This is a genomic window from Glaciecola sp. 33A, from assembly GCF_002836745.1.
Lineage (GTDB): Bacteria > Pseudomonadota > Gammaproteobacteria > Enterobacterales > Alteromonadaceae > Glaciecola.
This window is the reverse complement of sequence record NZ_PJAR01000037.1, coordinates 165,433-189,234: the sequence shown is the minus strand read 5'-3', so window position 1 is coordinate 189,234 and position 23,802 is coordinate 165,433. Positions and strand designations below refer to the sequence as shown.

Annotated in this window: 16 protein-coding genes and 1 pseudogene; 10 read left to right on the top strand and 7 right to left on the bottom strand. The window is 39.8% G+C overall.

All coding sequences use genetic code 11. From position 1 onward, the window contains the following. The first annotated feature begins 677 nt into the window (after positions 1-677). From CXF81_RS20080 to CXF81_RS08840, 3 genes are all read left to right on the top strand, one after another. Positions 678-923, top strand: coding sequence for a hypothetical protein (locus tag CXF81_RS20080; protein WP_198556362.1), 246 nt, complete (start codon positions 678-680; stop codon positions 921-923). Continuing rightward, positions 920-1,102: a hypothetical protein gene (locus CXF81_RS20075; protein ID WP_198556361.1), complete on the top strand. Its 183-nt coding sequence runs from the start codon at positions 920-922 to the stop codon at positions 1,100-1,102. The genes CXF81_RS20080 and CXF81_RS20075 overlap by 4 nt, the downstream gene beginning before the upstream one ends. A gap of 453 nt (positions 1,103-1,555) precedes the next feature. Further along, positions 1,556-3,670 carry an ankyrin repeat domain-containing protein gene (locus tag CXF81_RS08840; protein WP_101181001.1) on the top strand — a complete coding sequence of 705 codons (2,115 nt, stop codon included), beginning with the start codon at positions 1,556-1,558 and terminating at the stop codon, positions 3,668-3,670. A 260-nt stretch (positions 3,671-3,930) separates the two neighbouring features. On the opposite strand, the gene CXF81_RS19860 is transcribed toward CXF81_RS08840, so the two are convergent. Beyond that, positions 3,931-4,104: a hypothetical protein gene (locus CXF81_RS19860; protein WP_157825534.1), complete on the bottom strand. Its 174-nt coding sequence runs from the start codon at positions 4,102-4,104 to the stop codon at positions 3,931-3,933. A 245-nt stretch (positions 4,105-4,349) separates the two neighbouring features. Here CXF81_RS19860 and CXF81_RS08835 point away from each other — a divergent pair, with 245 nt between their 5' ends. Continuing rightward, positions 4,350-5,552 (top strand): carboxylesterase, encoded by a 1,203-nt coding sequence (locus tag CXF81_RS08835; protein ID WP_157825533.1) that lies wholly within the window; start codon positions 4,350-4,352, stop codon positions 5,550-5,552. A gap of 40 nt (positions 5,553-5,592) precedes the next feature. On the opposite strand, the pseudogene CXF81_RS20660 reads toward CXF81_RS08835, so the two are convergent. From CXF81_RS20660 to CXF81_RS08820, 3 genes and pseudogenes are all read right to left on the bottom strand, one after another. Beyond that, positions 5,593-7,003, bottom strand: a pseudogene (locus CXF81_RS20660) (IS66 family transposase). Positions 7,004-7,090: 87 nt separating this feature from the next. Continuing rightward, entirely contained in the window at positions 7,091-7,438 is a 348-nt protein-coding gene (gene tnpB / locus CXF81_RS08825; protein WP_101180999.1) for an IS66 family insertion sequence element accessory protein TnpB, read from the bottom strand. Continuing rightward, positions 7,435-7,719: a hypothetical protein gene (locus CXF81_RS08820; RefSeq protein WP_232771856.1), complete on the bottom strand. Its 285-nt coding sequence runs from the start codon at positions 7,717-7,719 to the stop codon at positions 7,435-7,437. Before CXF81_RS08820 ends, tnpB begins: the two co-directional genes overlap by 4 nt. A gap of 1,382 nt (positions 7,720-9,101) precedes the next feature. On the opposite strand from CXF81_RS08820, the gene CXF81_RS08810 reads away from it, so the two are divergent. From CXF81_RS08810 to CXF81_RS08800, 3 genes are all read left to right on the top strand, one after another. Continuing rightward, on the top strand, positions 9,102-9,419 hold the full coding sequence (locus tag CXF81_RS08810) for a hypothetical protein (protein WP_101180997.1): 318 nt from the start codon (positions 9,102-9,104) through the stop codon (positions 9,417-9,419). 109 nt (positions 9,420-9,528) lie between these two features. Continuing rightward, complete coding sequence (locus tag CXF81_RS08805) at positions 9,529-9,963, top strand: hypothetical protein (protein WP_101180996.1); 435 nt, start codon at positions 9,529-9,531, stop codon at positions 9,961-9,963. A gap of 566 nt (positions 9,964-10,529) precedes the next feature. Further along, positions 10,530-10,757 carry a hypothetical protein gene (locus tag CXF81_RS08800; RefSeq protein ID WP_101180995.1) on the top strand — a complete coding sequence of 76 codons (228 nt, stop codon included), beginning with the start codon at positions 10,530-10,532 and terminating at the stop codon, positions 10,755-10,757. 374 nt (positions 10,758-11,131) lie between these two features. Here CXF81_RS08800 and CXF81_RS08795 read toward each other — a convergent pair whose 3' ends face one another. After that, positions 11,132-12,217 carry a glycosyltransferase gene (locus CXF81_RS08795; protein ID WP_101180994.1) on the bottom strand — a complete coding sequence of 362 codons (1,086 nt, stop codon included), beginning with the start codon at positions 12,215-12,217 and terminating at the stop codon, positions 11,132-11,134. Positions 12,218-13,800: 1,583 nt separating this feature from the next. On the opposite strand from CXF81_RS08795, the gene CXF81_RS08785 reads away from it, so the two are divergent. The 3 genes from CXF81_RS08785 (at position 13,801) to CXF81_RS08770 (ending at position 19,597) form a co-directional block, all read left to right on the top strand. Beyond that, positions 13,801-14,100 (top strand): hypothetical protein, encoded by a 300-nt coding sequence (locus CXF81_RS08785; protein WP_101180992.1) that lies wholly within the window; start codon positions 13,801-13,803, stop codon positions 14,098-14,100. A 274-nt stretch (positions 14,101-14,374) separates the two neighbouring features. Beyond that, on the top strand, positions 14,375-14,713 hold the full coding sequence (locus tag CXF81_RS08780; RefSeq protein WP_101180991.1) for a hypothetical protein: 339 nt from the start codon (positions 14,375-14,377) through the stop codon (positions 14,711-14,713). 1,596 nt (positions 14,714-16,309) lie between these two features. Beyond that, positions 16,310-19,597, top strand: a complete 3,288-nt coding sequence (locus tag CXF81_RS08770) for a S41 family peptidase (protein WP_101180989.1) — start codon at positions 16,310-16,312, stop codon at positions 19,595-19,597. Between the two features lie 235 nt (positions 19,598-19,832). Here the strand turns inward: CXF81_RS08770 and iaaH are convergent, their stop codons facing one another. Together iaaH and CXF81_RS08760 are read right to left on the bottom strand one after the other, a co-directional pair. Further along, a complete protein-coding gene (gene iaaH, locus CXF81_RS08765; RefSeq protein ID WP_157825532.1) occupies positions 19,833-21,293 on the bottom strand; it encodes an indoleacetamide hydrolase in 1,461 nt (486 codons plus the stop codon). A gap of 53 nt (positions 21,294-21,346) precedes the next feature. Beyond that, positions 21,347-23,761 carry a penicillin acylase family protein gene (locus CXF81_RS08760; RefSeq protein WP_101180987.1) on the bottom strand — a complete coding sequence of 805 codons (2,415 nt, stop codon included), beginning with the start codon at positions 23,759-23,761 and terminating at the stop codon, positions 21,347-21,349. Between the last annotated feature and the right edge of the window lie 41 nt (positions 23,762-23,802).

Here is a 23,802-nt window from a genome sequence, read left to right as displayed (position 1 = left end):
TTATAAAAACCTTACTGTATGATACCTCTGCCAGCGATCCAGTGATTATAGGTGAGCCCCATATACGGTTTTATAGCGTTGTAGTGCGAGTCTAGTGTGTTTTTCTTGATACAGATGAACGTTTAACATTTAAGCCCCTGCTGGATAAATTATTAGAATTGACCAACAGTGGTTTTGGACACATCGCTGGACTCAAACATAGCGACTGTGATGACGGAATATAATCTAATTACAGTGGGCTTGTTCTCGCGGTTGGGCTGCGGGGCAGGTCGCATAAGTTGTTTTATGGGATGGTAAATGGAGACAAGTTGGGTGCTAGATTTCCTATTTATATTAGTTGAAATTTCCTTGTTTTTTGATTCTAAATAGATACAAACGGTTTTATAAATACAATGAGTCGATTCCTCAGCTTTTATTAATAGCTCAGTTATTCCCAACATAGACGTCTTCGAATTTGACAGATGCCACTCTACGTCTGAATTTGGAGTATATGGCCAAATGCAGAGTTCTTTCTCAACTAACACTTAGTGCCCGAAACGGAGCTTGCAATATAATTTGGTGACGGTCTCAAATACGGTGCATGTTCAACCGGTCATATTGAAATTTTGAGTTGTCATTCTTGGAAGCGGTCATTCAAGATAGTACGGCATCATCATTCTGTTAGCTATCGCATTGCAATGGGGCCTCAACAAGGGCAAAAAGTATTTACGCTACAAACCTTACCTGCAAGCACCGAGGGTGAATATGGGCAGTTGGCCAATACTTCAGGTTTTTCGCTTCACGCGGGTGTATTCTTTAGCCCCATCGATTTTATCGGCAAATTAGCTGCCCTTATTCCACCACCGCGACTCAATTTAACCCGATTCGGATTACCCGCTAGTTCGGAGTATTCGCGCCAGACAGCAACCTGCGAGCACAAGTGACTGCGTCACAACGAGGCAAAAATAGTCCTAAACTGGCCAATGAAGAAAATAAGCAGTTTGATAAACCTTATCAAGCCAGAGCGGTGAGTTGGCTAGCAGGGACTGCTCAGCGGCTAAAGCGGGTATTCAACATTAATATTACCGAGTGTGAAAAATGTCAAAACACAATGTCACAATAATTGCATGCATCATAGACACTGGTGTTATTCAAAAATACTGGCACATTTAGATAAAAATTACCCCCGTTCTAAACAAACACCGATATTACCACCTTTGCGTGCACCACCTGACGAACAGCACGCAAACGACTTCAAAATCCAACGCGACTTCAACTTTGGTGCATAGACAACAAGTCAACATACAATACACAGAAATAGATTACTTCATGGTAGGAGCTTTGACATGCTGATCAACAATTTTTTGTACCAATGGCCTATCTAAGCAGGAGTTTGAAAGCTCACATGCCATGCAAAGCGTCCCCAACCGAACATTTAAACAAACCTAATCAAAAATACAGCTGTTACTGTGGGTAGTAAATAGCTTTAATTCTCCTTATACTCCTGCATTGCGGCTTTTGTATTAGTCTGTTTAGTACGTGGGAATATGAATAGCAAACGGAATTTTGAAAATATATGAGATACGTCACCTTTTGGTCGCTCGCATTATTAGTTATCGTTGTCAGTATGTTTGTTTTTTTTACGTCTATTAAGCATGATAATGGCACAGTCACAAATGCTATGAATTTCGACTCCCCAAACTTGTATTCTATTCTTGAAAAAGAATCCGTAAATGAAAACAAGAGTGGCTTAACAAGCTATATAGGTATTGAAGCAAATAGTTGCAATCTTTTCCCACGACAAATGTCTTTCGACGGCATACGAACTCAAAAACGAATTGGCTATATTCAAAATCCCAGTGCTGTGAAATTAGCTTTATTAAATTTTTATAATGAAAGTGTCGCGAATAACAATCAATTGTCTCTCGAGTCAAAAGATCTAATTGCGAATAATCTGGGTTTTCAATATATTCACCCGAACGTTACACAAATATACTCAAAATTCCAAAGTTATAATCAATTTAATCGTCATATTTTAAAGCCTTTCGATATTGAATATCCAATTAAAGGGCAAATTGAAGGCGCTATTTTAGTCGACAATAAGACGTTAGGCAGCTTTGAGGTTTTCACAGATAAAGAAATGCGCTCTGATATTGAGAATAACCTTCAACGCCTAGTACGATCCAATCCAAACGCGAGTGAATTTTTTACAAAGCAATCTCAGTCTTTACTTGTAACGCTGCTGAATCGAACAAATGTAGTTTTTGCGAAACAGCTTATAAACGTGTTTGTGGAAGTTGGATATCCAATAAATGTATACACACTTGCAAACGCTAGTGCAGTCGGAGTATCTCAAGATAAGCTTTCTTTGTTATTGGAGCTAAAAAAGTTAAACACCGCCGTAACTATTAAGATGGATACTCACCATTATTCTCTCAGTTCGCTCGCTGCATATTTTAGTAATTTTAGCACTAGTCTATTTTGGGCAAAAACAAATTCTGACCCATACATAGATGTAGAGTTGGGGTCTTCTCTGGATTTAATCGTCGCTAATCAACTATCAAGAAAAAGCACATTCCAAACGCAAGATTTAGATCCTACAACCAAATCTATCCTTAGTAGCTTTATCAATCTTGGAGTTGGGGTAACAAATCTTGATAATTATGAAGCAATAAAGTTGCTTTCTCTCACCAACCGGGCGGTATTTGTCAATAATAGAGTGACGTTATCGGAAGTGAAAATTGCTGAAGACTTAAGCTTTGAGTTATTTACGCAGTTGAAAAAAGTGATTGAATATGAACAAGGAGTCCATGAGATTCTATCTATATGTAAAAGGGATTTTTTCGTTAACGTCGTTGCTAATTTGTATGGCTGGGAGGAGATAACGCGTAAGAAAATATTCGAAATAAGAAAACTTAGGAGTGAAGACGCAGACAACATTCTTGCTCAGCATCGGCTAGGTGAAATTTCCTTTGCTGAAGCATTTCAAATGCTCTCTAAACTTGATTCGATCATAGCGAAAGCTCAACTAAATTATTTCATTGCAAGAATAAGATTGGAGGAACAGGAAAGGTTTTATAATGAGTTGTTTGGAAGTGATCGAGGTGTTCACTATTTAAGTTTAGTCGCAACGTCCAGAGCCCAAAATTGGGATGAAATTGAGGTAGAGTTAGATGACTTAGGGAATTTAGATCCCAATGCGAAGTTGTATCTTGAGTTATTTCATCACATTCAACGAAATAGCACCGCTGATAGCGCGCAGAGATTAATTGACAAAGGTGCCCCAGTTTCTGTAAGTATTTTAAGCCTAGCAATTCAAGCGAATAATGTAGATATCCTTAACTTACCGGCTCTAGTTGAGCTTCTAGAAAAAACAAAAAATACTGCCATTTTTAATCCATTGGTTATTGCTACGCGGTCGGGGTCGTTTGAAGTCTTTGAACGACTTATAGAAAAAGGAATTGATGCTGGTGAATCTCCATCAGAAGGAGAGGACTCTCTGGATATAGCACTTGGGAAAATTAATGCTAATGACAACTCTTATGTAAAATTTGCACAAAAACTTATTGCCCTCGGTAAAGAAATTAAATTTAGCCATACTCAACGATTGCGAATACTAGAACTAGAACGTCCAGATTTATATAAAAAAATAGTTCAAGGAAGAGAAGCCGATTTAGATGACTTAAATTAAATAGCTTCCATTCATTTAAAGGTTTCCGCGACTAGAACATGATTCTACTTTAGTGTTATTCATTAATGAGTCATTAATTAAGTAACTTTAGTTGTAATTCAAGAAATATCAATTTCTATTGGGTTCAAAAACGAATAAAAAGGAGTGAATGCTCTGCCCAGAAGAGCGAGCAGCTTTGTTCAAAGAAATGGTGGGCTTGAGGTGGTCAAGCAGTTTTGGCTACCAATTTAGCCCAATTTCTTAAGCCGAGTGCGAGTTATTTACTGACGCTTGCTAACTAAGGGTTCATTCAACTGCTCTAACAACTGATTATTTTCAGTTTCCAAGCGCTCTATCGTCCTTTTCTGCTTACTTATACGCTCCGATGCAATTTGTAAGCTTGGTGGCATGCCTATTGTTTTCTTTGGTGTAGCGCCCGATATAATATTTTTCACCTCATTAAACGCGCTTTTTATCCTGCTTTGCTTCTGGAGTGTTTGTTTTGTTTAAAGTCTACCGTGACTCACATTAACAAAACGACTGCATATTGATTGAATCATCCTATTTAAATTAGTCACTATTTATTGTATTTAAACAAGATAAGGACAAGCTTCGAGTTGTTCCTTAATGATATCATCGATATAGTAATTTAAAATACGACAAATTAATATTTAGTTATACATTTATATTGATGAATTTAATGAAAAAAATCTTACTAATTGTTACGATTGTTTTTAGCTTTTCCATTATTGGATTAGGTTATTTACTTGTATCCTTTACGCCTCCGGATCATGCTCTATACAAAGAGTCATCAACAAAGTTACCCACTGACTATCTTAGTTTTGATGCATATATTAAGTTAACCAAGCGCTGGCTTTCGGCAAACCGTGAGTTTGTGACTAATAATAAAGAACAAGAGCTCTTAGCCAATACTCCCTTTGAAATTAAAACAAATAATAAGGGTGAATTGAGTCGTGGCATCATCCTTGTTCATGGTCTAGGTGATTCACCCTATTCTTTTATTGATATTGCAAATGAATTATCAGAGCAAGGGTTTCAAGTAAGAGTGTTACTTTTACCTGGACATGGCTCAAAGCCGGCAGATCTTATATCGACTACAATTGAGGAATGGAAAAACATTATCAACAGCCAAGTTGCTATGTTTACTAAAGAAGTTGACCATCTATATTTAGGAGGCTTTTCTACTGGCGCTAATTTGGTAACTACTTTAGCTATTCGTGACGAAAGTATTAAGGGCCTAATTTTATTTTCACCTGCATTTCGACACCGTTCAGGTGTTAGCAAATTATCCCATTTATTGAATGCGTTAAACCCATGGCCGTTTCATAAAACGAAAAAAGCAAATAACTTTGCCAAATATGATGTTGTCCCAAATAATGCTGCTGTTCAATTTAATTATACTAGTGAGCAAGTCACTGAAGATTTGGCAATAAAATTTTTTGATAGACCTACCTTTATGGTAGTTAGTGAAAAAGATAATGTAATAGATACCAATCAAGTATTAACATTATTTGAACAAAGATTCACCCATCCGAGCAGTCGACTACTTTGGTTTGGCAAAGATACCCAAAGCTCCGATAAGCGAATTATCATTCTAGATGACTATTTACCAAAAAGTAGAATTAGCAATTTTTCACATATGAGTGTCCTATTCGCTCCAAACAATAATCATTACGGTATTAATGCTAACTATAGGATATGCGATGAGAGTTCTAACTCTCGTATTGGCAGGCTTTGCGCGAGTAAAAAAGAGATCTGGTATTCAGCTTTCGGTTATAAAGAAAAAGACAAGATCTATGCACGATTAACTTACAATCCATGGTTTACTGAAATGAGTTCTATTATTGATACAGTTTTCAATAATGATGATCGATCAAATTAGCTTTATGATTCAATTATTGGTGTCCGTCGTTAGCACTACACTAGCCTAAATTGACTTTCCAAGGCAGCAGTTGTTCTGGATCTGTGTTTCCCGCCATGATTTCGTTCATCACGTGCATTAAGTAATCGTATGGAACAAGGCCATTGGCCTTGGCGCTTTGAACAATAGAGTAAAGTGTCGCACTGGCATTTGCGCCCCTTGCCGTTTGACTAAATAACCAAGCACGCCTGCCCATCACGAACGGCTTTATTGCTCTTTCACTTCTGTTATTGTCGATATCTAAGCGGCCATCATCACAATACCGAATGGCCTTTTGCCATTGATTTAGCGCATAATTGAGTGCTTTCCCAAGCAGGCTTTCTGGCAGTACATTGGACGCAGACTTATCTAACCATATTTTAAATTGGTTAAGTAAAGGCACTGACTGTTCTTGTCCAATGCGGTAGCGCTCGTCAACGGGCAAGCCTTTTATCTGTGTCTCAATACGATACAGTTTTTGAATGTGATTCAGTGCCCAATCTGCTTTGCCTGTTTTTTTACTCGTTTTGCTTTGCGCTGTTTGAGCTTCTTTGAATTTACGGCGAATGTGCGCCATGCACACCACAAGGGTGGCATGCGATTGATGGTAATCTGCGTAGCCATCTACTTGTAAATAGCCTGAGTAATGCTGGTCGTCGTCATTTTGTAAGAAGTCCACTGCACACCTGCCTGCCCGTGAAGGTTGGTCATCATACAAGACGATGTTAGGCGCACTGTCACCGCAGATATTACCCGCAGGCGAATCCGCTCCGCTACTGTATACCCACATGTAGGAATTTATCCTGTCATCGCTTATGACTTTTAGCGGTGTTTCATCTGCTTTAATGACCTCTTGTTGCAGCAGTATTTTTTGCCAATATTCATACAGCACTGGATGTAATACATTAGCAATTTTAATCAGCCAATCCGACATGGTTTGGCGACTTAACTGAATGCCTAATTGTTTAAAAATAACTTCTTGGCGATTTCGTTGTAGCCGGCACAAACACCAACTTCTCAGTCACGTCTTTACCCATACAGTGCATCTCGCCTTGGCAACAGTTGCATACCTTATCGGCTTCATCAATATCATGAACAATAACTTCACGTGTAATGTGCTCAGCAAAGGGCTTAGTATTGCGTTTACGCTTCTTTTTCTGTTGCTCTGGTGCATATTCACTATCAGCTTTTACTTGTTCAAGCTCAGCGATTTCTTCTACTTCATTGAACAAGTCGCCTTGCCCAGGGTGAGCTTCGTTTTGGCTGGCAAAGAGTTTGTGTTTGGCTAAGCGGAACTGCTCCTCTAAAAAGCCTAAATGTACTGTCTGCAAGGCAATTAACGTGTCTTTTTCAGATGCAGACAAGCCTTGCTCAGCATGCTTTTGCATGAGCAATTCTATCTTTTTAGTGGCGTGCTCTGAATTCAATTTCATAGCCTGTATTTTACCGTAACATAGGGCTAAGATGTTGTTTTTACGTAGACTAAATCGTGATCAATAAATCCTACTTATGATCAGATGTTATAAGCCAGCAGAGGCATAAAATAGGGGCTGATGGCCGTGTATAGCAAAGCCCCCTAGAAGACTATTAAGTTGCTGCTCGGTCAAGCTGATGGCGGCTTGCTTACTGCTAGGCCACTTAAACATGTCTTTTTCCAAACGCTTACTCCACATGGCTAATCCAGTGTTATCCCAGTAAAGAATTTTAAGGCGCTTACGGGTGCGGTTGGTGAAGACAAACAATGCACCCGACATCAACGGCACATCAAGCTCTTGCTCAACGATTAATACTAACCCGTTACATTGCCGTCTAAAATCGACAGTCTTTGGATACAAATACACAGCACTTGGGTCAACGAATATTCTCATACAGCCAGCCCTTTTAGCAAGGCCGCTAACCATAGCGGATCACATTGTGTAGATAACGACAATTGTGCATGGTGGGTTTGTAATACAATTGTACTGGCGGGTACGGGGAGTTGTGCTTTTATGAATTTAGCTTCATTTTTGACTACACTGCTGGTGCGTTTAGTCGTGCTTGGTTTAGACAAACCTATTGAATGGCGGCGGGCGTAAAAACTTTGTTGGGGGATAGTGTGTTCGAGGCAGAATTGTTTAGTCGTACCTGAGAATGCGGTATGCAGCTCCATTATTGCTCGCTAATCTTCTTTTGTGCGTATAGTCATATTAGGTTTTTTTGGTTGAAAACCTTATTATTGAGCAAATCCTGAGCGTAGACTATGTGTGCTATTAACGACGGACACGTTCTTTTAGTATTAATTTTCATTGCTATTAGTTTCTATAGTTATGGCAACTCAACAGGCATGTTTATTTTCATTATTTTGGGTTTTCTTTTTGAAGGAGCGTTTTGGTTAAAGCTATTTAATCGGAAAAAGAAACGGAGTAGCACGTAAGTATATTTTTTTGTTAGACGGTCAGTTCGGGTGCGCGAGTGCATCATGTCTATTCGCGCTGCCCCATTAACGTTAAAGCTGGCTCTAAGGCTCAAACCGGAAGTCCATCTCAATGTGGATAACCGCTTCCATGTTCGCGAGCATATGTTGTTTGGTTTCCGCTAAATGACATGTGTTGCCGTCGCGAAAGTTCAGTGCATGCTCGTTCTTTCTTTCAAGAGTAACTCTCTGGTATTTTAAAATAAATATTTTCGGGTGCGCGTGCATTTGTTGTTTGGTTTTCGCTACTAACCATCAGTTGCTGTATCAGCGTCAAACAAGTACGATTCAACCTAGATGGTTAACGAAAGGAGGCATCAATTGTTTAATCAAAAGCGTAATTACATTGGGCAACATAACAATCACATCAACGCACTCGCTGCGCTCGCAAGGAAAATTACACGGCCGCATTTCGCGTTGTTCAAAAGCTGCATCCATAAACTTGCCCTCTATGCGGGGTGTTATGTGTCTTAATATGAACTTGCATAAATTAAAAATAATATTGGCTTTTATTTCTATTTCATTCCTAATTACGGGGTTTACTCATCAGCAAGAAAAAAGCCAACTGTTATGATTTTCTCGGCTGATGGCAGGTATACAGGTGACAAAAGGTATGTTTCAGTTCGGGTGATTGAATCCGAGGTTACAGTTGAAGGCTTTAATTTGAAATATACGGGAACACTCTATAACTCTGGGACTGACTCGCTTGATAAAGTTCAACTAATTATTGACCTTTACGGTGAGCATCCCCTCATTAAAGAGTCCTTATCCCCTATATACCAGTGCAAAAAATCACTAGAAAATAGCCTGCCGGCAGAAGAGTCAATTGATTTCTCCGGCCATTGTGAAATACCTCAAATGGTTGCCGAAAGTCACAAAAATCATAGGGTTAGCATTGGGAAGCAATAGATACATAACAAGTTGCCTAAGTTCGCTGCAAAAAGCGCGGCTGGGACAAATACTCACTGGGCTTCGCCCAACAACGTTCGCATTTGCCCCTTTGCAAAGCGTTAGGGTTACAATAAAGTATAGAAGCATCATTCGACGTTAAAGGAAAAGAGTTTAAAGTAGACTTCTCAATGTTTGGTTCTGAAAAGTATTATTTTAATGACGAACTTCTTAAAAAACGGTGGAATTTCAAATTTAATGATCGTTTAGCATTTGATACAGAAGAAGGAATAATTGAAATTGTTGTTTCTCTATCTTCAAAGGCTTGGTCAACTCAAGCATTTTTAGATAATGAATTGGTTGTTGAAGAGCTTTTTCCTGAATTTAAGCAGAAGATCGAAGATGGCAAAAAAACTAAAGGAATGGGTAAGGCCGGTATGTTTAGAAATGCTATTTTGTGGTGTGCTTTAACAGTCACTTTTTTGCTGATATTTCAGTGGGCTAAGTAGCCCTAACAAGTCATTAAGATGAAATTTACAGTTGGCTGTTTTCATTGAGATCAACATTTTAGCCAACTATAAATTTCCTCTTAATGAGGCGTTATATTGCAGGAGTAACATGGAAAGTAAACTCGTAATTTCTTCTATTTGGGAAGATGAAGATCTTTTTGAAATCCGTATTTATGGCAGCAATGGCAGTTTTGCGGGTGAAGCCGAATGCTACACGACCAGAAAACAGATAACAGAATTGGGACGGATACTTGAGACATTTCCTACTTCAGTGCGCGACACATTTGAATTCGCAACTAGGAGTAAACCAGACCTTTCCTATCTTTCCATTTTAGGAATGTGTACTGACAACTCAGGCCATACCTTATTTGCAATAACTATTGCTCACATAGAAAGCTTTTCAAACACCAGAAATGAAAACTATAGAGTGAATTTTGATTTAAAAATAGAACCGCAGGCAATTAATACTTTTGGATTACAGTTACAGCGCATAGCAAGTGAGCCACTTTCAAGAACAGAGGCAGTATTGAAAAATACAATATGACAAAGCGTTTAACTCCCTCGCCCTCACTCGCTAGGACACAAAATGTTGTGCCTTTGGCTATTATGCGCGCCATGTTTGCGCCCGTTAACTTGACGTTATATCCTTAATCACATGGAGGAGTTTTCATATGAATCTCAGTAAAAAAATCATAATAGTTGAATCAATAGCAAATGTTGGAGATAAAGGTTGTACCTGCTTAATGCTATCCCAAAAGGTACCATCTGTCAGCTCGGTTATTCGTAAGTTCTTAAATGGCAACCCTGCTTTTTTTTGAAAAGTTGGTGACACTACTAAATACATGTTAAATCCCTCGAGTAAATATAATGCTGATGCAAATCGCATCACAGCTGAATTACAAAAAGGAGGGGATGGAATTGATGAGTTAAAAAATGATACTACTTTTGGTGATTATTTTTAAGCTTGTTCACTTTTACCTGTAAGCATATAATAAGAATGTAGAGCGCGACTGCAAACAGTTTGCTCAGTTTCGCTTCGCTACACATTTTAGTAAACCATTTCCAGCCCCTTAAATGGGCTTTGTACGTAATTTAAAAAGGAGTTTATAGATGAACGCGACATTAATAGGACAATTAGTTCTGCCATCTTTTGCGATAGTTGTTGCTGTCGTTTCATTTAATTTAGGTAAACGAAAAACAACTTCGCCTATTTTAGTGTCAATTCTGGGTTTCTTTTTAGGTTTAGTTCCCCCATTAGCACTTATTTATCTTGTCGTACTCGTGCTTAAGAATGATATTGTGGAGCCAGATAATGATCACTCACGTCGCAACGTATAACAACATGATAAAGATCGATTTATCACAATAGCGTTGCCAAACCGCTTGTCAAAAGTGTTACTGAACGTCAGCTATCGAGAAAAGGTAGTTTAATTATCAACTTCTAAATAATCGTAAAGTCACTCCGTATACCATCGTAAAGTTCATCACCTTTTAACTCAAATGATGTAAAATAAAAGAAAACCGCAACGTCCGGAATCTGCCCGAACTTGTCTTAGACAACTGAAGGGAATGTTCTTAATTAGTGTCCATTTTTATGGGGAAATATCAGTTACAGCACTCTTATCATTAGGACACCGCATTTCTTTCGAAGTTCTTGAACAAGAAACTCACTATGCTTTAGTTGTCGTGATATCGTCGCTGTATGACTAGACTTAACATAATGATAAATAAGAATTCGCTATATCAACTGCTTTGACTTTACTTAATATGTCGGCCCCAGACAGGTCGATATCACTGACCAGTGCTTTATTGATAGCGGCACCCAACTTTAAAGGGCTTTGTGTTGGAACCAGAAACTGAGCTAATTCACCAAGTAGTATTTCGTCAGGTCCATGGGGGCATGCTGTTGACACTACTTTCGTTCCGCAAGTTATTGCTTCAATAAGTACTGTCGGTAAGCCTTCAAAATCAGAACTTAATACCAGTACTTCTGCTTTCTTTATCCACGGATAAGGATTAGTCGTGAATCCTGGCAAAATGACTCTATCTTCGATACCAGTGCGCTTACTCAATTTTCTTAATTTTTTAGTACTTCCGCTCAAGCAAACTAATTTAACTTTTGGATCTACCGACTTTAATGCTTCGAATAGAATATCGTGACGCTTTGCTTTAGCAGCTCTGCCTACATGAACAATGTATTTCTCTGGAACGTCGCACTCAATCGGCTGGTTAGCCATTGCAACGATACTTTCAATGTCAAAAGGGTTGTAAATAGTGATAACCGACTTGGGTTTACAAAAAGAGCTTGATAATATTTCGTTAGTAACCCCTTTTGAAACTGCAATTAGTTTTTTCCCGCTCATACTCTTTACGATACGCCGCATATAAAAATACTTACTTGGCCCCATTAGTTTTTCACGCTGGAGTTCTTTTTCAAACGAGTTATGAATTATGTAATGACAATTCGTAAAGTCACACAAATGTGCTAGACGATAGCTCTCATGCAAGTTAACTAACACAATATCAAATGATCGACCTTTAGCTTCTATTGCTTCTACTGATGCCTTAAGTTTAGCCGCGAGTCTAGGCCCATTGAACCACCCCCGAACCGAACCTTTCTCATTTTGAAGCGGGAACTCGACTTTTATTTCTTTAGGGATAATGTGAGCGGTCTCTGATTTGAGAGCAAAAAACGTAACGTTGTTGCCGAGTTTCATCATCTCTTGAGCAAGTGACAACATTACCCGTTCAGCGCCGCCACCAGAAAAAGAATCAATAATTATTGCTATATTTTTCACGTATCCTCAAGTAGACCTTTATTAAAGCCAATGTTTTATCCATTACCGTGAAAAATTATAATATGAATGACTAGTGAAACATAGACTAGCGTAAGACTCTTGTAATGTTACACACTAAATAACAACTATTCATTGTCGTGAACCTAAATAAAGTCGAACGGACTTACACTAGATCATTTAGATTTCTCTTATTTCAAATTTTTAAACAAGTTTGTTCTAGTTTCTGAATCGCCAAAAATTTAATTATTAACATCTCGGAGCTCTGCTCCTGGTGTCGGTGTCGGTGTCGGATTAACACCTTCATCATAGAAGGCCTTAAGTTTATCTAGATACCACCTTTGCGTGCACCACCTGGCGAACAGCAAGCAAACGAGTTCACTATTCAACGCGACTTCAATTTTGGGGTATAGACAACAAGCAAAACACAAGATACTAAGAAATATACAATCTCATGGTAGGAGAGCCTGCACTCAATTTCCAATATTGCTGTACCAAAGGTCTAACAAGACCAAAAATTGCAACCTGTCACATCAGTAAAAACTACCAGAACATTCTCGCAAAAAACATCTAGCCATTCTAAAAGTGGGCTGTGACGAAGGGTAGTACATAGCGTTAATTCGTCCTACACTCATTTCAACTTTGGCGCATGACACACGAAAAACACAATGATGCTTGAACATGCTATATGTTGAGGCATAGCCTTTTGAATCTCACTATCAAGATTTCAGCACCAAAGGCCAGTTTACTTACTCACACCAACGACAAATATTTCGCAAATTTCTTCAATACAACAAATGAGTAACCACAAAACTATTCGCAAATGCAGCTGTCACAGAGGCTAGTCTATAGTGTTAATTTGTCCAAAGCGTTGACGCTACGCGTAGCACTGCGATGCCTGAATTCGATTTGGGCATGACAGAACGTTTGAAAAAAGATGATGACAAATAAGAGCAGAGCGTAAACGCTTATTACTACTTGCGCTCGTTCTAGCGAGCGCCTTTTATTTCTCCCTGCACGTACCACCCTAACTCGATTATTTCATAAAAAGTTCACCAAACGCGGCGTCGGTTTTTAAAGGCGATGCAAAAATGGTTATTAGTTACTAACACTAGAGAAGTGTCCTTAATTGATAACTTTGGACATGTCGAATACTTTCTAAAAATGGTGAATCAGCCATCATTGACTCCTTTTTTGTATGGTGTGGTTACTGAAAATGCTCAGCAACACATATTCTACAAAGATGGAGATAAAGCTACAGGCTATATAAGACAGGGGTTAAGGTTAATTCAATTCCTGTTGTTACTATGAATTCATTGTAACAACAGTGATTTGTTAACTTACTTGCTTTAGGCTATTGTTTTATGTCAATTTATGAAGAAACAGTGTGCGCGGTTACAATGAATTCATAGTAACCGCAGAAAAAGTGGTGGAAATTATTATCAAAAAGAGGGTAAGCTATTGATAATAAATAAGTATGGAGAGTTTACAAAATGACGACAGCCCGTTGTTACTATGAAGTCTTCATAATAAGTTGTTAGCAGAACAATCACATTATTCATCAAATTTAAAAAAGGAGTTTTTAAATGATTCGGCCAATAATTGTTTTGACTGTTTTAATAAATGTCTACTCTATTTATTCTTTTAGAAATTATAAAAGTTCTGAAGAAAAGGGTGCGTTTTTTTCTGGAGTTATAGGACTTGTATTACTTCCATTGGTTGCGTTCGGGGTGTTGTTAGGGGCAACAAATGTTCAAGGTATTCACGGAGATCTTGGATGGGTTGGAATCGTAATACTGATTTGGTTTTTTGCAACTTGTAAGTCTGGATACTCTTTAGCAAAGTTAATATTCAAAACTAAATTTAAAAAAACTGATCAAGAATAAAGTTCAACTATAAGAAAATAAACAAGGACACGTAACAGTTGGCTGCGTTCCACTTCGTTTCACATTTTAGCCAACCATTACTTAGCCTGTTATTTAGGCGTTGAGGTTGTAGAATTACTCAGTTTCTCATATTTCATGTTGAAATAAGGGGTAGCAAATGCATTGCTTTAGTCTAGTTCGTCTTTTACAGAGACATATAGGAGATCAAAAAAATGGGAGTTTTAACCGAAATAGAAATTCTACAGCCTCGTTATGTAACTAAAGAGTGTAATTTATGGAAGTAAAAACCGCAGAGAAAATCCTAGAAGCTTCTGCGTTTATGTCCGTTGGATTGGACAAGCTCTTTGTGGAACTATCAAAAATTGAAGATTTAAAAGAAAGGAAGGAATTCTCTCCGTTTGTAAAAGACTTTCTAACTGGATTTTATAACTTCCGAGATGAGATAGGAAACAGGCACCCCGATTTACATCCGGACTATTTAGGTATTGAAACATATGCGAATATGCAGCAAAAATTTAAGTTGCCCGATTACCCTATAGCTCCGCCATCTCAAGAGTCAATTGAGAAGGCTATTGCGCTCGGTATCAGGATGAAAAATGCAAGGGACAAGTAGACCGTCACATAAATCGGGTAACCAGAGGTTTCTAACCTCCAGCCCCCACAACACCCTGCATGCGGCTCCGCACAGGGCGTTTCCTGAAAACGGTTAAAGCATGATGGCCGATTAGCTCCTTCATGCTCCAATTATGGCTTCTGATTTTGCGCCACTGTTTCTAAGTCCGGTCGGATACAAAACAAGTGAGCTGCACAGGCTCCTAATTGATTTTCAGGTTCAGGCCTTCACCGTGTCCCAACCATTACGATGGGTGTTTGGCTACTATGCCGTCTGCTGACTTCTGCTCAATCACTTTCAAGGTTGCCCCTAAAAGCGCTATCGGTTTTCATCAAATTCGCTCCTTTGAGTTGATGAGACTCAAAGACCAAGGCACTTGTATACCAGAGCCTGACTGGTTATTTACCGATTGCTTGTTAAGCAGATCTCCGGAAGCCGGTCCAACCCAAAATAAGGACGTGAACTTTCCCTGCACTGCTGCATCATTTACGGTGGCCGTTAAATCACATGGCTTCGATATCTTTGGCTATCTCGCCTCCAGCCTACGCCTCATATGATGTTCTTGTTCATCAGCTCGCAGTTTTGCGTCCGGCTTCCTTCAGACAATCCTTCGCGGTGTTGCCCTTGCCATTCGCTAGTAGTTATCGTTTAATAACAATCAAGTTAAATAAACGGTGACTTTCCTAAGAGGACTTTCACCTCATTAGTTCACGCCCATGCTGGGCGTACCAAAAACATTAAGACGGATTTGTCAGAAGAGCACTGCCAAACCGCTTATGTAAGGTGTTATTGAATGTCAGCTATCGAGAAAAGATAGTTTCATTATCAACTTCAAAATAATCGCAAATTCCTTCATATACCATCGCGACATGAGCCACCTTTTAATCCCAATAATGCCAAATACAAGAAAAATGCTACGTCCGTTATCTGCCCAAAACGGCCTGTCAGTTGCCAAAAGTGTGATACTTTATTGTCATCGAATTAAGTGATTTTGCCATTTCATCTAAACTTAGTTTGTTACTTTTAATTCTGACTTCGATGAGGATTATCGCCGCAAGACCTCAAAATTTAACCAGAAGTATGATTCTTTTGTGTTCGTCCTTTTAGCTAAGACAAACATGTTCGGCCAAACGAAGATAATTCATGTTGATTTTTAAACGAGTTTTCTAAAGTAAAGTCATAAGCCTTTTTTGGCAATCTATTGTTAAGACTGTTATCCAAAGGTCGCGCCAGTATTTTTTGATCGAGGTCTGATTGGAATAGAGTTTCACCTAATTGTGATTTTCTAGTCGCATTACCGAAAAGTTCCTCAAATTTCTCTATGAACGCAGTTAAAGGTAGGGGGAGTTCAATTCTATAGTTTTCGGCACTTCAACCACTGTTAGTGCTAGCGAACTCACCCGCAAAATAAGGGTCTTTTGTCCATAGACCAAGCAACCTAGATGTTTATTGAATACATTAGTGACTTGGTTTATTCTTCTTCAGCCTAAAAATTTGTATTAACGGCTCACGTTAATGTTGCGCATTGCAGGCGTTCAAATAATGCCTATTCGAATAATCGCTATTTAAAAACACGTAAATCAAAAGGATGTTGAGATGAAGCTGCTAACGATCTTACTACTGGGAATGATTGCTCAATCTGTCCTCGCGCAATCCCTCATTTTACAACCTAATATTAGTCCGGATGGCGACAAAATTGCCTTCTCGTATCAAGGAGATATTTGGACCGTTGCTACGTCTGGTGGACGTGCTGACAGAATAACTATCCATGAAGGTTATGAAAAAAATCCTGTTTGGAACGATAACAGTGAACTGATTGCGTTTAGCAGCGACCGATTTGGCAACGACGATGTGTTTGTTATTCCTGCTTCTGGTGGTTCTGCTCTGCGCTTAACTTATCATTCGGCGAACGATAGTGTGATTGGGTTTACAGCTAATAATGAGGTGTTATTTAATAGCCGACGCTTGTATGCCCAAGTTGAGAGAGAACCTGAAGTGCTTACTGTGAGCGCAGAAGGTAAGGGCACTGAATCGCGCTTTATGGATGCATTGGGGTTTGACGCGAGCATATCGCCAGACGGTAATAAAGTGGCTTTCGTGCGCGGAACTGCGCGTACTTCAAGAGAAGATTATCGTGGACCTGCCAATCGCAATATTTGGATTTACGACATAAAAGCCAATTCATATGAGCAGCTCACTGACCATGCTGGCGCTGATTTTATGCCGAAATGGATTGATAATGAAACGATTTATTTCGTGTCACCTCGCAGCGGCAAATACAATGTGCACAGCAGCACCCTAAAAGGGCGTATACAGCAAATAACATCCGAAACTGAATTTGGTATAAACACATTTAGCAGCACTGTAAAGGGTGATGTTATCGTTTATCAAGCCGGCGATAAGGTTGTTAGCTTAAATGTACAAACAGGCAACGCCACTACCATTAATATTGATGTGAAAAGCGATGTTCGATTTGATCCAGTAGTTGCTAAAAAAGTCAGTAACGACATTGATCAATACGCGGTGTCTCCTAACGCAAAATTATCCGCCTATGTGGTGCGCGGTGATATTTATGTGACTCGCAACGATAAAGAGGATAGTCGAAGTGTTCGCCTAAGTCAGGGCGCTGCGCGCGATGAAGACGTTATTTGGTTAAACGACAACGCATTGATATTTGTATCAGATCGCGCTGGCAACAAAGATCTGTATCTGCTTAGTTCAGATGATCCTGAGCAACCGAGCCTATTTGAAAGCTTAAAACACAACATCAGTCAAATTAGCCTGTCGACAGAAGATGAACTTGGCCCTAAAATTTCACACAACGGCAAACGCATTACATACCAACAAGGACGCGGAAAATTAATTAGCGCTGACATCGACAAGCATGGCCAACTGAGTAATAGCAAGGTGCTGTTAGATGGCTGGGATTCGCCCTCCGGCGTTTCTTGGTCACCTGACGATCGTTGGTTAGCTTACTCGTTATCCGATCTTAACTTCAATCAAGAAATATACATCCACGCCGCTGACAATAGTCAAGCGCCGGTGAATGTCAGCATGCATCCGCGCGGCGATATTAGCCCAGTATGGAGTCCTGATGGCAGTAAGTTAGGCTTTAGCTCAATGCGCAATAACGGTGATTACGATATTTGGTTTGCATGGTTAACTAAAAAGGATTGGCAGCGTTCAAAAGAAGAATGGCGACGCAGCGAAAAACGCGATAACAAGAAAGACCCTCTAAAAAAGAAGGGTAAAAAGGACAACGACAAAGAAGAGTCGGATGGCAAAGTAGAGTCTGACGACAACGACAATGAAAAAGAGGCTGAAGCCGAAGTAGCGATTATGAAAATCGACTTTGATGGCATGTATAAACGACTCCAACAGGTTACTCGATATACTGGCAACGAAGTTGGTCTGGTGTTTAATCAAGAAGGCGATCATGTTTATTACAGCATTGGTGGTTCGGGTAGGCAGAATTTTGAAATTGAGCGCAATCTCTACAAAATAAAGTGGAACGGCGAGGACAAAAAAACGGTGCTTAAGGGTGACGTTGAGCCAAGCAATCTATTATTGGCTGATAAAGGTAAGTCTATTTTTGCGCTTACTAAAGGCGGCAAGATGGTAAGAATTTCTACTAAGGATGACAAATCGGAAAATTTAAGCGTGTCGGCACTGACTATTATCGATCATATTGGTGAACGTGAACAGATATTTGATGACGCTTGGCGGGCCCTTGATGCTGGCTTTTACGATCCCCAATTTCACGGTAATGATTGGACTGCCTTACGTCAAAAATACAGACCGATAGCACTTAAGGCCTCAACCAAAGAAGATTTTCAATACATATTTAATTTGATGCTGGGTCAGCTTAATGCCAGTCACATGGGACTGTCGAGAGGAGAGGATCAGAAGCAAACACAATCTCAGCGCACCGGTTTGCTTGGCGTTGAAGGAATTCACACGAAAAATGGTTTTGAAATAACCTCGGTCCTACAAGGCAGCCCTGCAAGCAGAGAAGAAAGCACACTCAATGTGGGAGACGTCATCACGCAGGTAAATCAGCAAGCGATTGGGGAGCATAATTTTTATTCTCTTTTGATTGATCAAGCCGACAGTCCAGTGTTGTTAAGCGTACAAGCTTCTGCAGCAGGCAGACAGGATGGCGGGTTGTCAACGTCAAGTGAGGTGGTCATATGGCCCACCTCAAGCCTCAGTGCAGAACTCTACGATGATTGGGTTGAAACACGACGTAGTCTAACGGATAAATACGCTAAGGGTCGCTTGGGGTATTTGCATATTCGCGGTATGAATTGGAGCAGTTTTGAACGCTTCGAGCGTGAGTTAATGGCAGCGGGTCATGGTAAAGAAGGCATTGTTATTGACGTTCGATACAACGGCGGTGGCTGGACAACGGACTATTTAATTGCGGTGCTTAGCGTCAAACAACATTCCTATACTATTCCGCGTGGTGCGGCAGATGATCTCGACAAAGAGCATAGTAAGTTCAAAAACAGCTACCCTTTTGCTGAACGTTTGCCCTTATCGGCATGGACAAAACCCTCTATTGCCATCAGTAACGAAAACAGTTACTCCAACGCAGAAATATTTTCCCATGCTTACAAGGCACTCAACTTAGGCAAATTGGTTGGTCGCCCAACGTTTGGTGCGGTTATTAGTACCGGCTCTTATCGTCTGGTGGACGGCTCAACAGTGCGCATGCCGTTTAGAGGTTGGTGGGAAAAAGAGTCGGGTGAAAACATGGAGTTGGTGCCGGCTAAACCCGACATTGAAGTATTCAATCCGCCTGCTTATAAAGCAAGTGGTATTGATCCCCAATTGAAAAGATCGGTGGAAGAACTGCTCAAGCAAGTTAAGCGGAAAGGATAAATACTGACATGTAAATAGTGGGTGTTATATTCACACTCGCTATTGATAAACGCTGCATACTTAAAATTATAAGCACATTGGCCCGCGCGGTTGCCCATGATGCAAGATCACGAATTCAAGAGGAAGGTATATGAGACCTACTTACTGATCAAAAGTATCATAATGTGAGCGTCGAAATGAGCTCACATCAATTGATACACAAATTCAAATTATTGAGAAAGTGTAGCGTTTTATTTCATTCTCCTTTTGTTTCAATAGATCTGCGCATAGCCTTTTGGATTATGTTTTCTATTTGTAAACCGATTGCCAAGAGTCGTCTATCACTGTTGATTGGACCATTAATCTCAACGCCGAATGGAAGGCCCTCTGCTGTAGAACTTAGTGGAATACTCAAACCGGGAATACCGACATTGCTTGCCGGATCTGTGTTGTGAATATATGTTGGAAAAGTGGGGGTTTGAATACCATTTAGCTCAACTGTTTCTTCACTGCCTTTGATCGGTCTGGCGGAAAGTAGGGTGGTTGGAAAAATTATCGCATCGACCTTGTTTGTAGTAAAATACGTACTATACAATTGCTGCATGTCAGGCCTAATTCGTTCAATTACATCATCATATACTTGCTTTGTGATGTTTCCATTTATTGCCATCTGCATAATGCCTTTCACATTAGGATCTGCGATTTTCTCTAATAAACTGTCTAAAGTCTCAGTAGGCAAATTAAGTTTAAGATAAGCACTTAGTAGTTTTTTCGTTTCGCATAGAACGATAGGAAAACCTACCTGTGCATTGAGTTCACCAATGTTCTCCAGATCCGTATAAACAAGTTCGACACCCGCGTCTTGCAGTTGTGCTAATAGTAATTCAGTTTTCTGCGCTATTATCGGTTCTATATTATCGTAAAAATATTCGCGAGGAACCCCAAGTCGAAGACCCCTTAGCGATATTTCTTCGGTTTTGTCAGGTTCACCACTTAATACGGTGTCGAGTAATTGTGCGTCTCTTACACAAGATACAATCGGACCCACTGTATCTCGAGTATGCGAAATACTAGTCAACCCTTCTGAGGGATAACGACCTACAGAAGGTCGAAAGCCAACTAAGCCATTGAGGGAGGCTGGGATCCGCACTGAACCACCAGTATCAGTTCCTAATCCCGCCACAGCCATACCTAATGCCACGGCTGTAGCCGTGCCGCCGCTACTCCCACCAGCAATGTAATTACCCAAAATAGCATTACCAACTGAACCAAATGCCTTGTTATCACTGGTAATGCCGTAAGCCAATTCATGCATGTTTGTTTTCCCAATGATGATGGCTCCGGCTTTTTTTAGGCGACCTATTACAGGCGAATCTTCACTGGGAATAAAATTAGAAAACGCTGGGGTACCCGCAGTATTTGGAAGTCCAGCCACATGAATATTATCTTTTATGGCAATAATGATGCCGTGCAGTGGACCTATATACTCGCTTTTAGTCCGCAAACTATCGCAATGTGTTGCTTGCTTTAAAGCACCTTCACGATCCACAGTGATAAAAGCATGGCGATCACTATTTTGGTCGATGCGAATTAATGCTTGTTTGAGCATTTTCTCGCTCGTGAGACTACCAATCGACATCTGCGTTAATGCTTCATTAATAGACAATTTATTCATAGATATTTCAGTGTTTTTAGTTTTCTCACTATCTATTTTCATTTTTATATAATCCTCATTGGCGGACAATTTATTAGTAACCATATATTTTCTTATTAAAACTGCACCGGTTTTACAACCTTCAGTGACTCTGAAGACTGTGCTTGGCGCTCGACATCCTCAGGATAAAACCACATTCGCTTCTTCCCAAAGCTCTGATATAAATCAACTTGGTCATACATATGCGGCGACTTTGTCCCATCGGGCGCAATAAAACCACTTTGCCCGGGGGGGGCAACCTCGAAAGCTTCAATCCGCTCTGAATAGAAAACCGTCATATTGTTCTCTGTCCCTCGATTTTGTTCAATCGGCAATAAAGGCCCTGTATCGACATAGTTTTGTGGAATACCCATAAAGTTAGTATGTGCAAAAGCACGTGGATAGAGTGCTAGCTGCCATTGCGTATAATCTTCCCCATACTCTTGGGTTAGCTCGGCTAATGTTTCATTGAGCGTACGCTGAATGATCACATTACTGGTCTCACCATTTAGCAAATCTACTTGTGTTTTGCCCCGTAATGCTTCATAGCTCACTTTTAACCCGCTTGATAAATTCATTCCCGCAGAAGTTGGCTTAGCAGCTGTTGGATAACCGCTTTCTTTAAAGAAAACGAAACTGTCACCTAAATCATCACTGAGTACTGCTTCAATAATATTTACAGCAAACTGGTGCATAAACAAATACTGGGCTTGATCATAATAACCATCATCATTGATGTCTGTCGCCCGTCTTTCCCATGACTGCAACCAATTATTGAGCTGTTGGATTGGGGCAGTTCGGTTTTGCTTTGCCGCTTCATCAATTAGAGGTAATAAAAATTTAGCAACCACGTCACCATAAGCGCTTTTTTCTATTAAGTCCCAAGCTTCTTGTGGTGTGAATTTAGTTTTTTTAGTCAAGGTGTCGTTTAAAATATCGACACGATCAGCGCCAGACCATGAGTACCAAAAGAGGTCTGGGTTTAAAACACCATGTGCTGGTTTGTTATTCCAGTTAGCGATAAAGTCAGCTTCCGGATTCAATGCTGTTGGATTCTGCGAAAAATCTTGAATACCTAACCAATCCATTGAGCCATCTCCTTTTGCTGGGAACCTATTATCGTGCCCAGCTTGACGCATGGGGTAATGTCCTGTGTATGTATAGGCGATGTTTCCTTTTCTATCAGCGTAATACCAGTTTATATTCAAGGCCTGATCATCTGCATAATCTATCCACTCATTATAAGTTGTCGCTGTCCCCTGGTATAGCCACGATAAAAGCGATTTGATTTCACTACCGTCCCAACTGCGCTTTTTACTAACAGCAACTAAATTTTCTTTATCATAAGCGACAACCTGACCATGCACAGAACGGTAAATTACTTGTTTGTAAGACTCTCCATCTTTTACTTTTATATTTTCTACACGTTTTTCAAGTGAGCGTAATTCCCCTTTGTATTGATACATACTGGGATCTTTTTTATCTAGCTCTAATGTGTACAGATCAACAATATCTCCTGCTCCCCAAGTTGCTCCCCAGCCGATATCTGCGTTATGACCAAATAAAATAACGGGATAAGCGAATGGAGTGTTACCTACAATATTAAATCCAGCACCATGCAAACCCACTGAATAAGTATAAGCAGGATCGAACCACCCAAACTGTGGGCCATTTACTAAAATTGCGTTAGCCCCCTCCGTTTTATCTTTACCAATGACATAACAATTACTAAACCCTGAGATTGGTTTTGATTCTGCACTGCTTTCAACAATAGAAGCCGGCAGGCGAGAAGCGAACTCTGTGTATTTTTTAATAACTATAGGCGAGGCCTGCCAGTCATTTTGACTTATTGACGTTGAGGTATTAAAAGTAAATCTCGGATTTATGTCATCAAAGATAGCCTTACCTTTTGCTTCTCCAACTTGTTTAATGAGCTGCTGGAGAATTTTTGTATTGTCGATTTCTGAATTGAAATCGCCAAAACGATTAGCCATAGTACCCACAAATATCATCACCACATCATAGGAATCCCATTGACTTGGCAAAAATTCCAAATCAATAAATTGCTTCGGCATATATCGTTTAGGCTGTTGATTTATCTTGGCTATCCAAGCATTTATGCCACTTGCATAACCTTCAAAAATTTCTCGGTCTTTTTGTTCGAGCTTTTCTAACTGAGCAATTATCGACGCGGGGGAATATAGGGTTCGTGCATTTATATCAAAGTCTAAGTACTCAGCACCTAATACTTCGGCAACTGAACCTTGAGTACTGCGTTTTGCCATTTCCATTTGAAACAATCTGTCTTGCGCCACCGCATAGCCATATCCATAAAAAAGATCGTAAACTTCATCAGCATAAATATGTGGCGTACCATATTCATCACGTAATATTTCGACTTGAGAGATTCTATTCTCTTGTTGCTCAGATTGCGTGGAAGGGCAGCCCTGTAATAATATCGCGGATCCCATGAGTAGAAAAATTCGATTCATAACATTCTCTTTAAATTAAAAAGAGGTTCCCTCTCTCTAAT

Bases quoted from the DNA above. Each gene is read 5' to 3' on its own strand.
- CXF81_RS20080 (WP_198556362.1), top strand. From the start codon at position 678: ATGGGGCCTCAACAAGGGCAAAAAGTATTTACGCTACAAACCTTACCT.
- CXF81_RS08840 (WP_101181001.1), top strand. From the start codon at position 1,556: ATGAGATACGTCACCTTTTGGTCGCTCGCATTATTAGTTATCGTTGTC.
- CXF81_RS08835 (WP_157825533.1), top strand. From the start codon at position 4,350: ATGAAAAAAATCTTACTAATTGTTACGATTGTTTTTAGCTTTTCCATT.
- tnpB (WP_101180999.1), bottom strand. From the start codon at position 7,438: ATGAGAATATTCGTTGACCCAAGTGCTGTGTATTTGTATCCAAAGACT.
- CXF81_RS08820 (WP_232771856.1), bottom strand. From the start codon at position 7,719: ATGGAGCTGCATACCGCATTCTCAGGTACGACTAAACAATTCTGCCTC.
- CXF81_RS08810 (WP_101180997.1), top strand. From the start codon at position 9,102: ATGTTTGGTTCTGAAAAGTATTATTTTAATGACGAACTTCTTAAAAAA.
- CXF81_RS08805 (WP_101180996.1), top strand. From the start codon at position 9,529: ATGGAAAGTAAACTCGTAATTTCTTCTATTTGGGAAGATGAAGATCTT.
- CXF81_RS08800 (WP_101180995.1), top strand. From the start codon at position 10,530: ATGAACGCGACATTAATAGGACAATTAGTTCTGCCATCTTTTGCGATA.
- CXF81_RS08785 (WP_101180992.1), top strand. From the start codon at position 13,801: ATGATTCGGCCAATAATTGTTTTGACTGTTTTAATAAATGTCTACTCT.
- CXF81_RS08780 (WP_101180991.1), top strand. From the start codon at position 14,375: ATGGAAGTAAAAACCGCAGAGAAAATCCTAGAAGCTTCTGCGTTTATG.
- CXF81_RS08770 (WP_101180989.1), top strand. From the start codon at position 16,310: ATGAAGCTGCTAACGATCTTACTACTGGGAATGATTGCTCAATCTGTC.
- iaaH (WP_157825532.1), bottom strand. From the start codon at position 21,293: ATGAAAATAGATAGTGAGAAAACTAAAAACACTGAAATATCTATGAAT.
- CXF81_RS08760 (WP_101180987.1), bottom strand. From the start codon at position 23,761: ATGAATCGAATTTTTCTACTCATGGGATCCGCGATATTATTACAGGGC.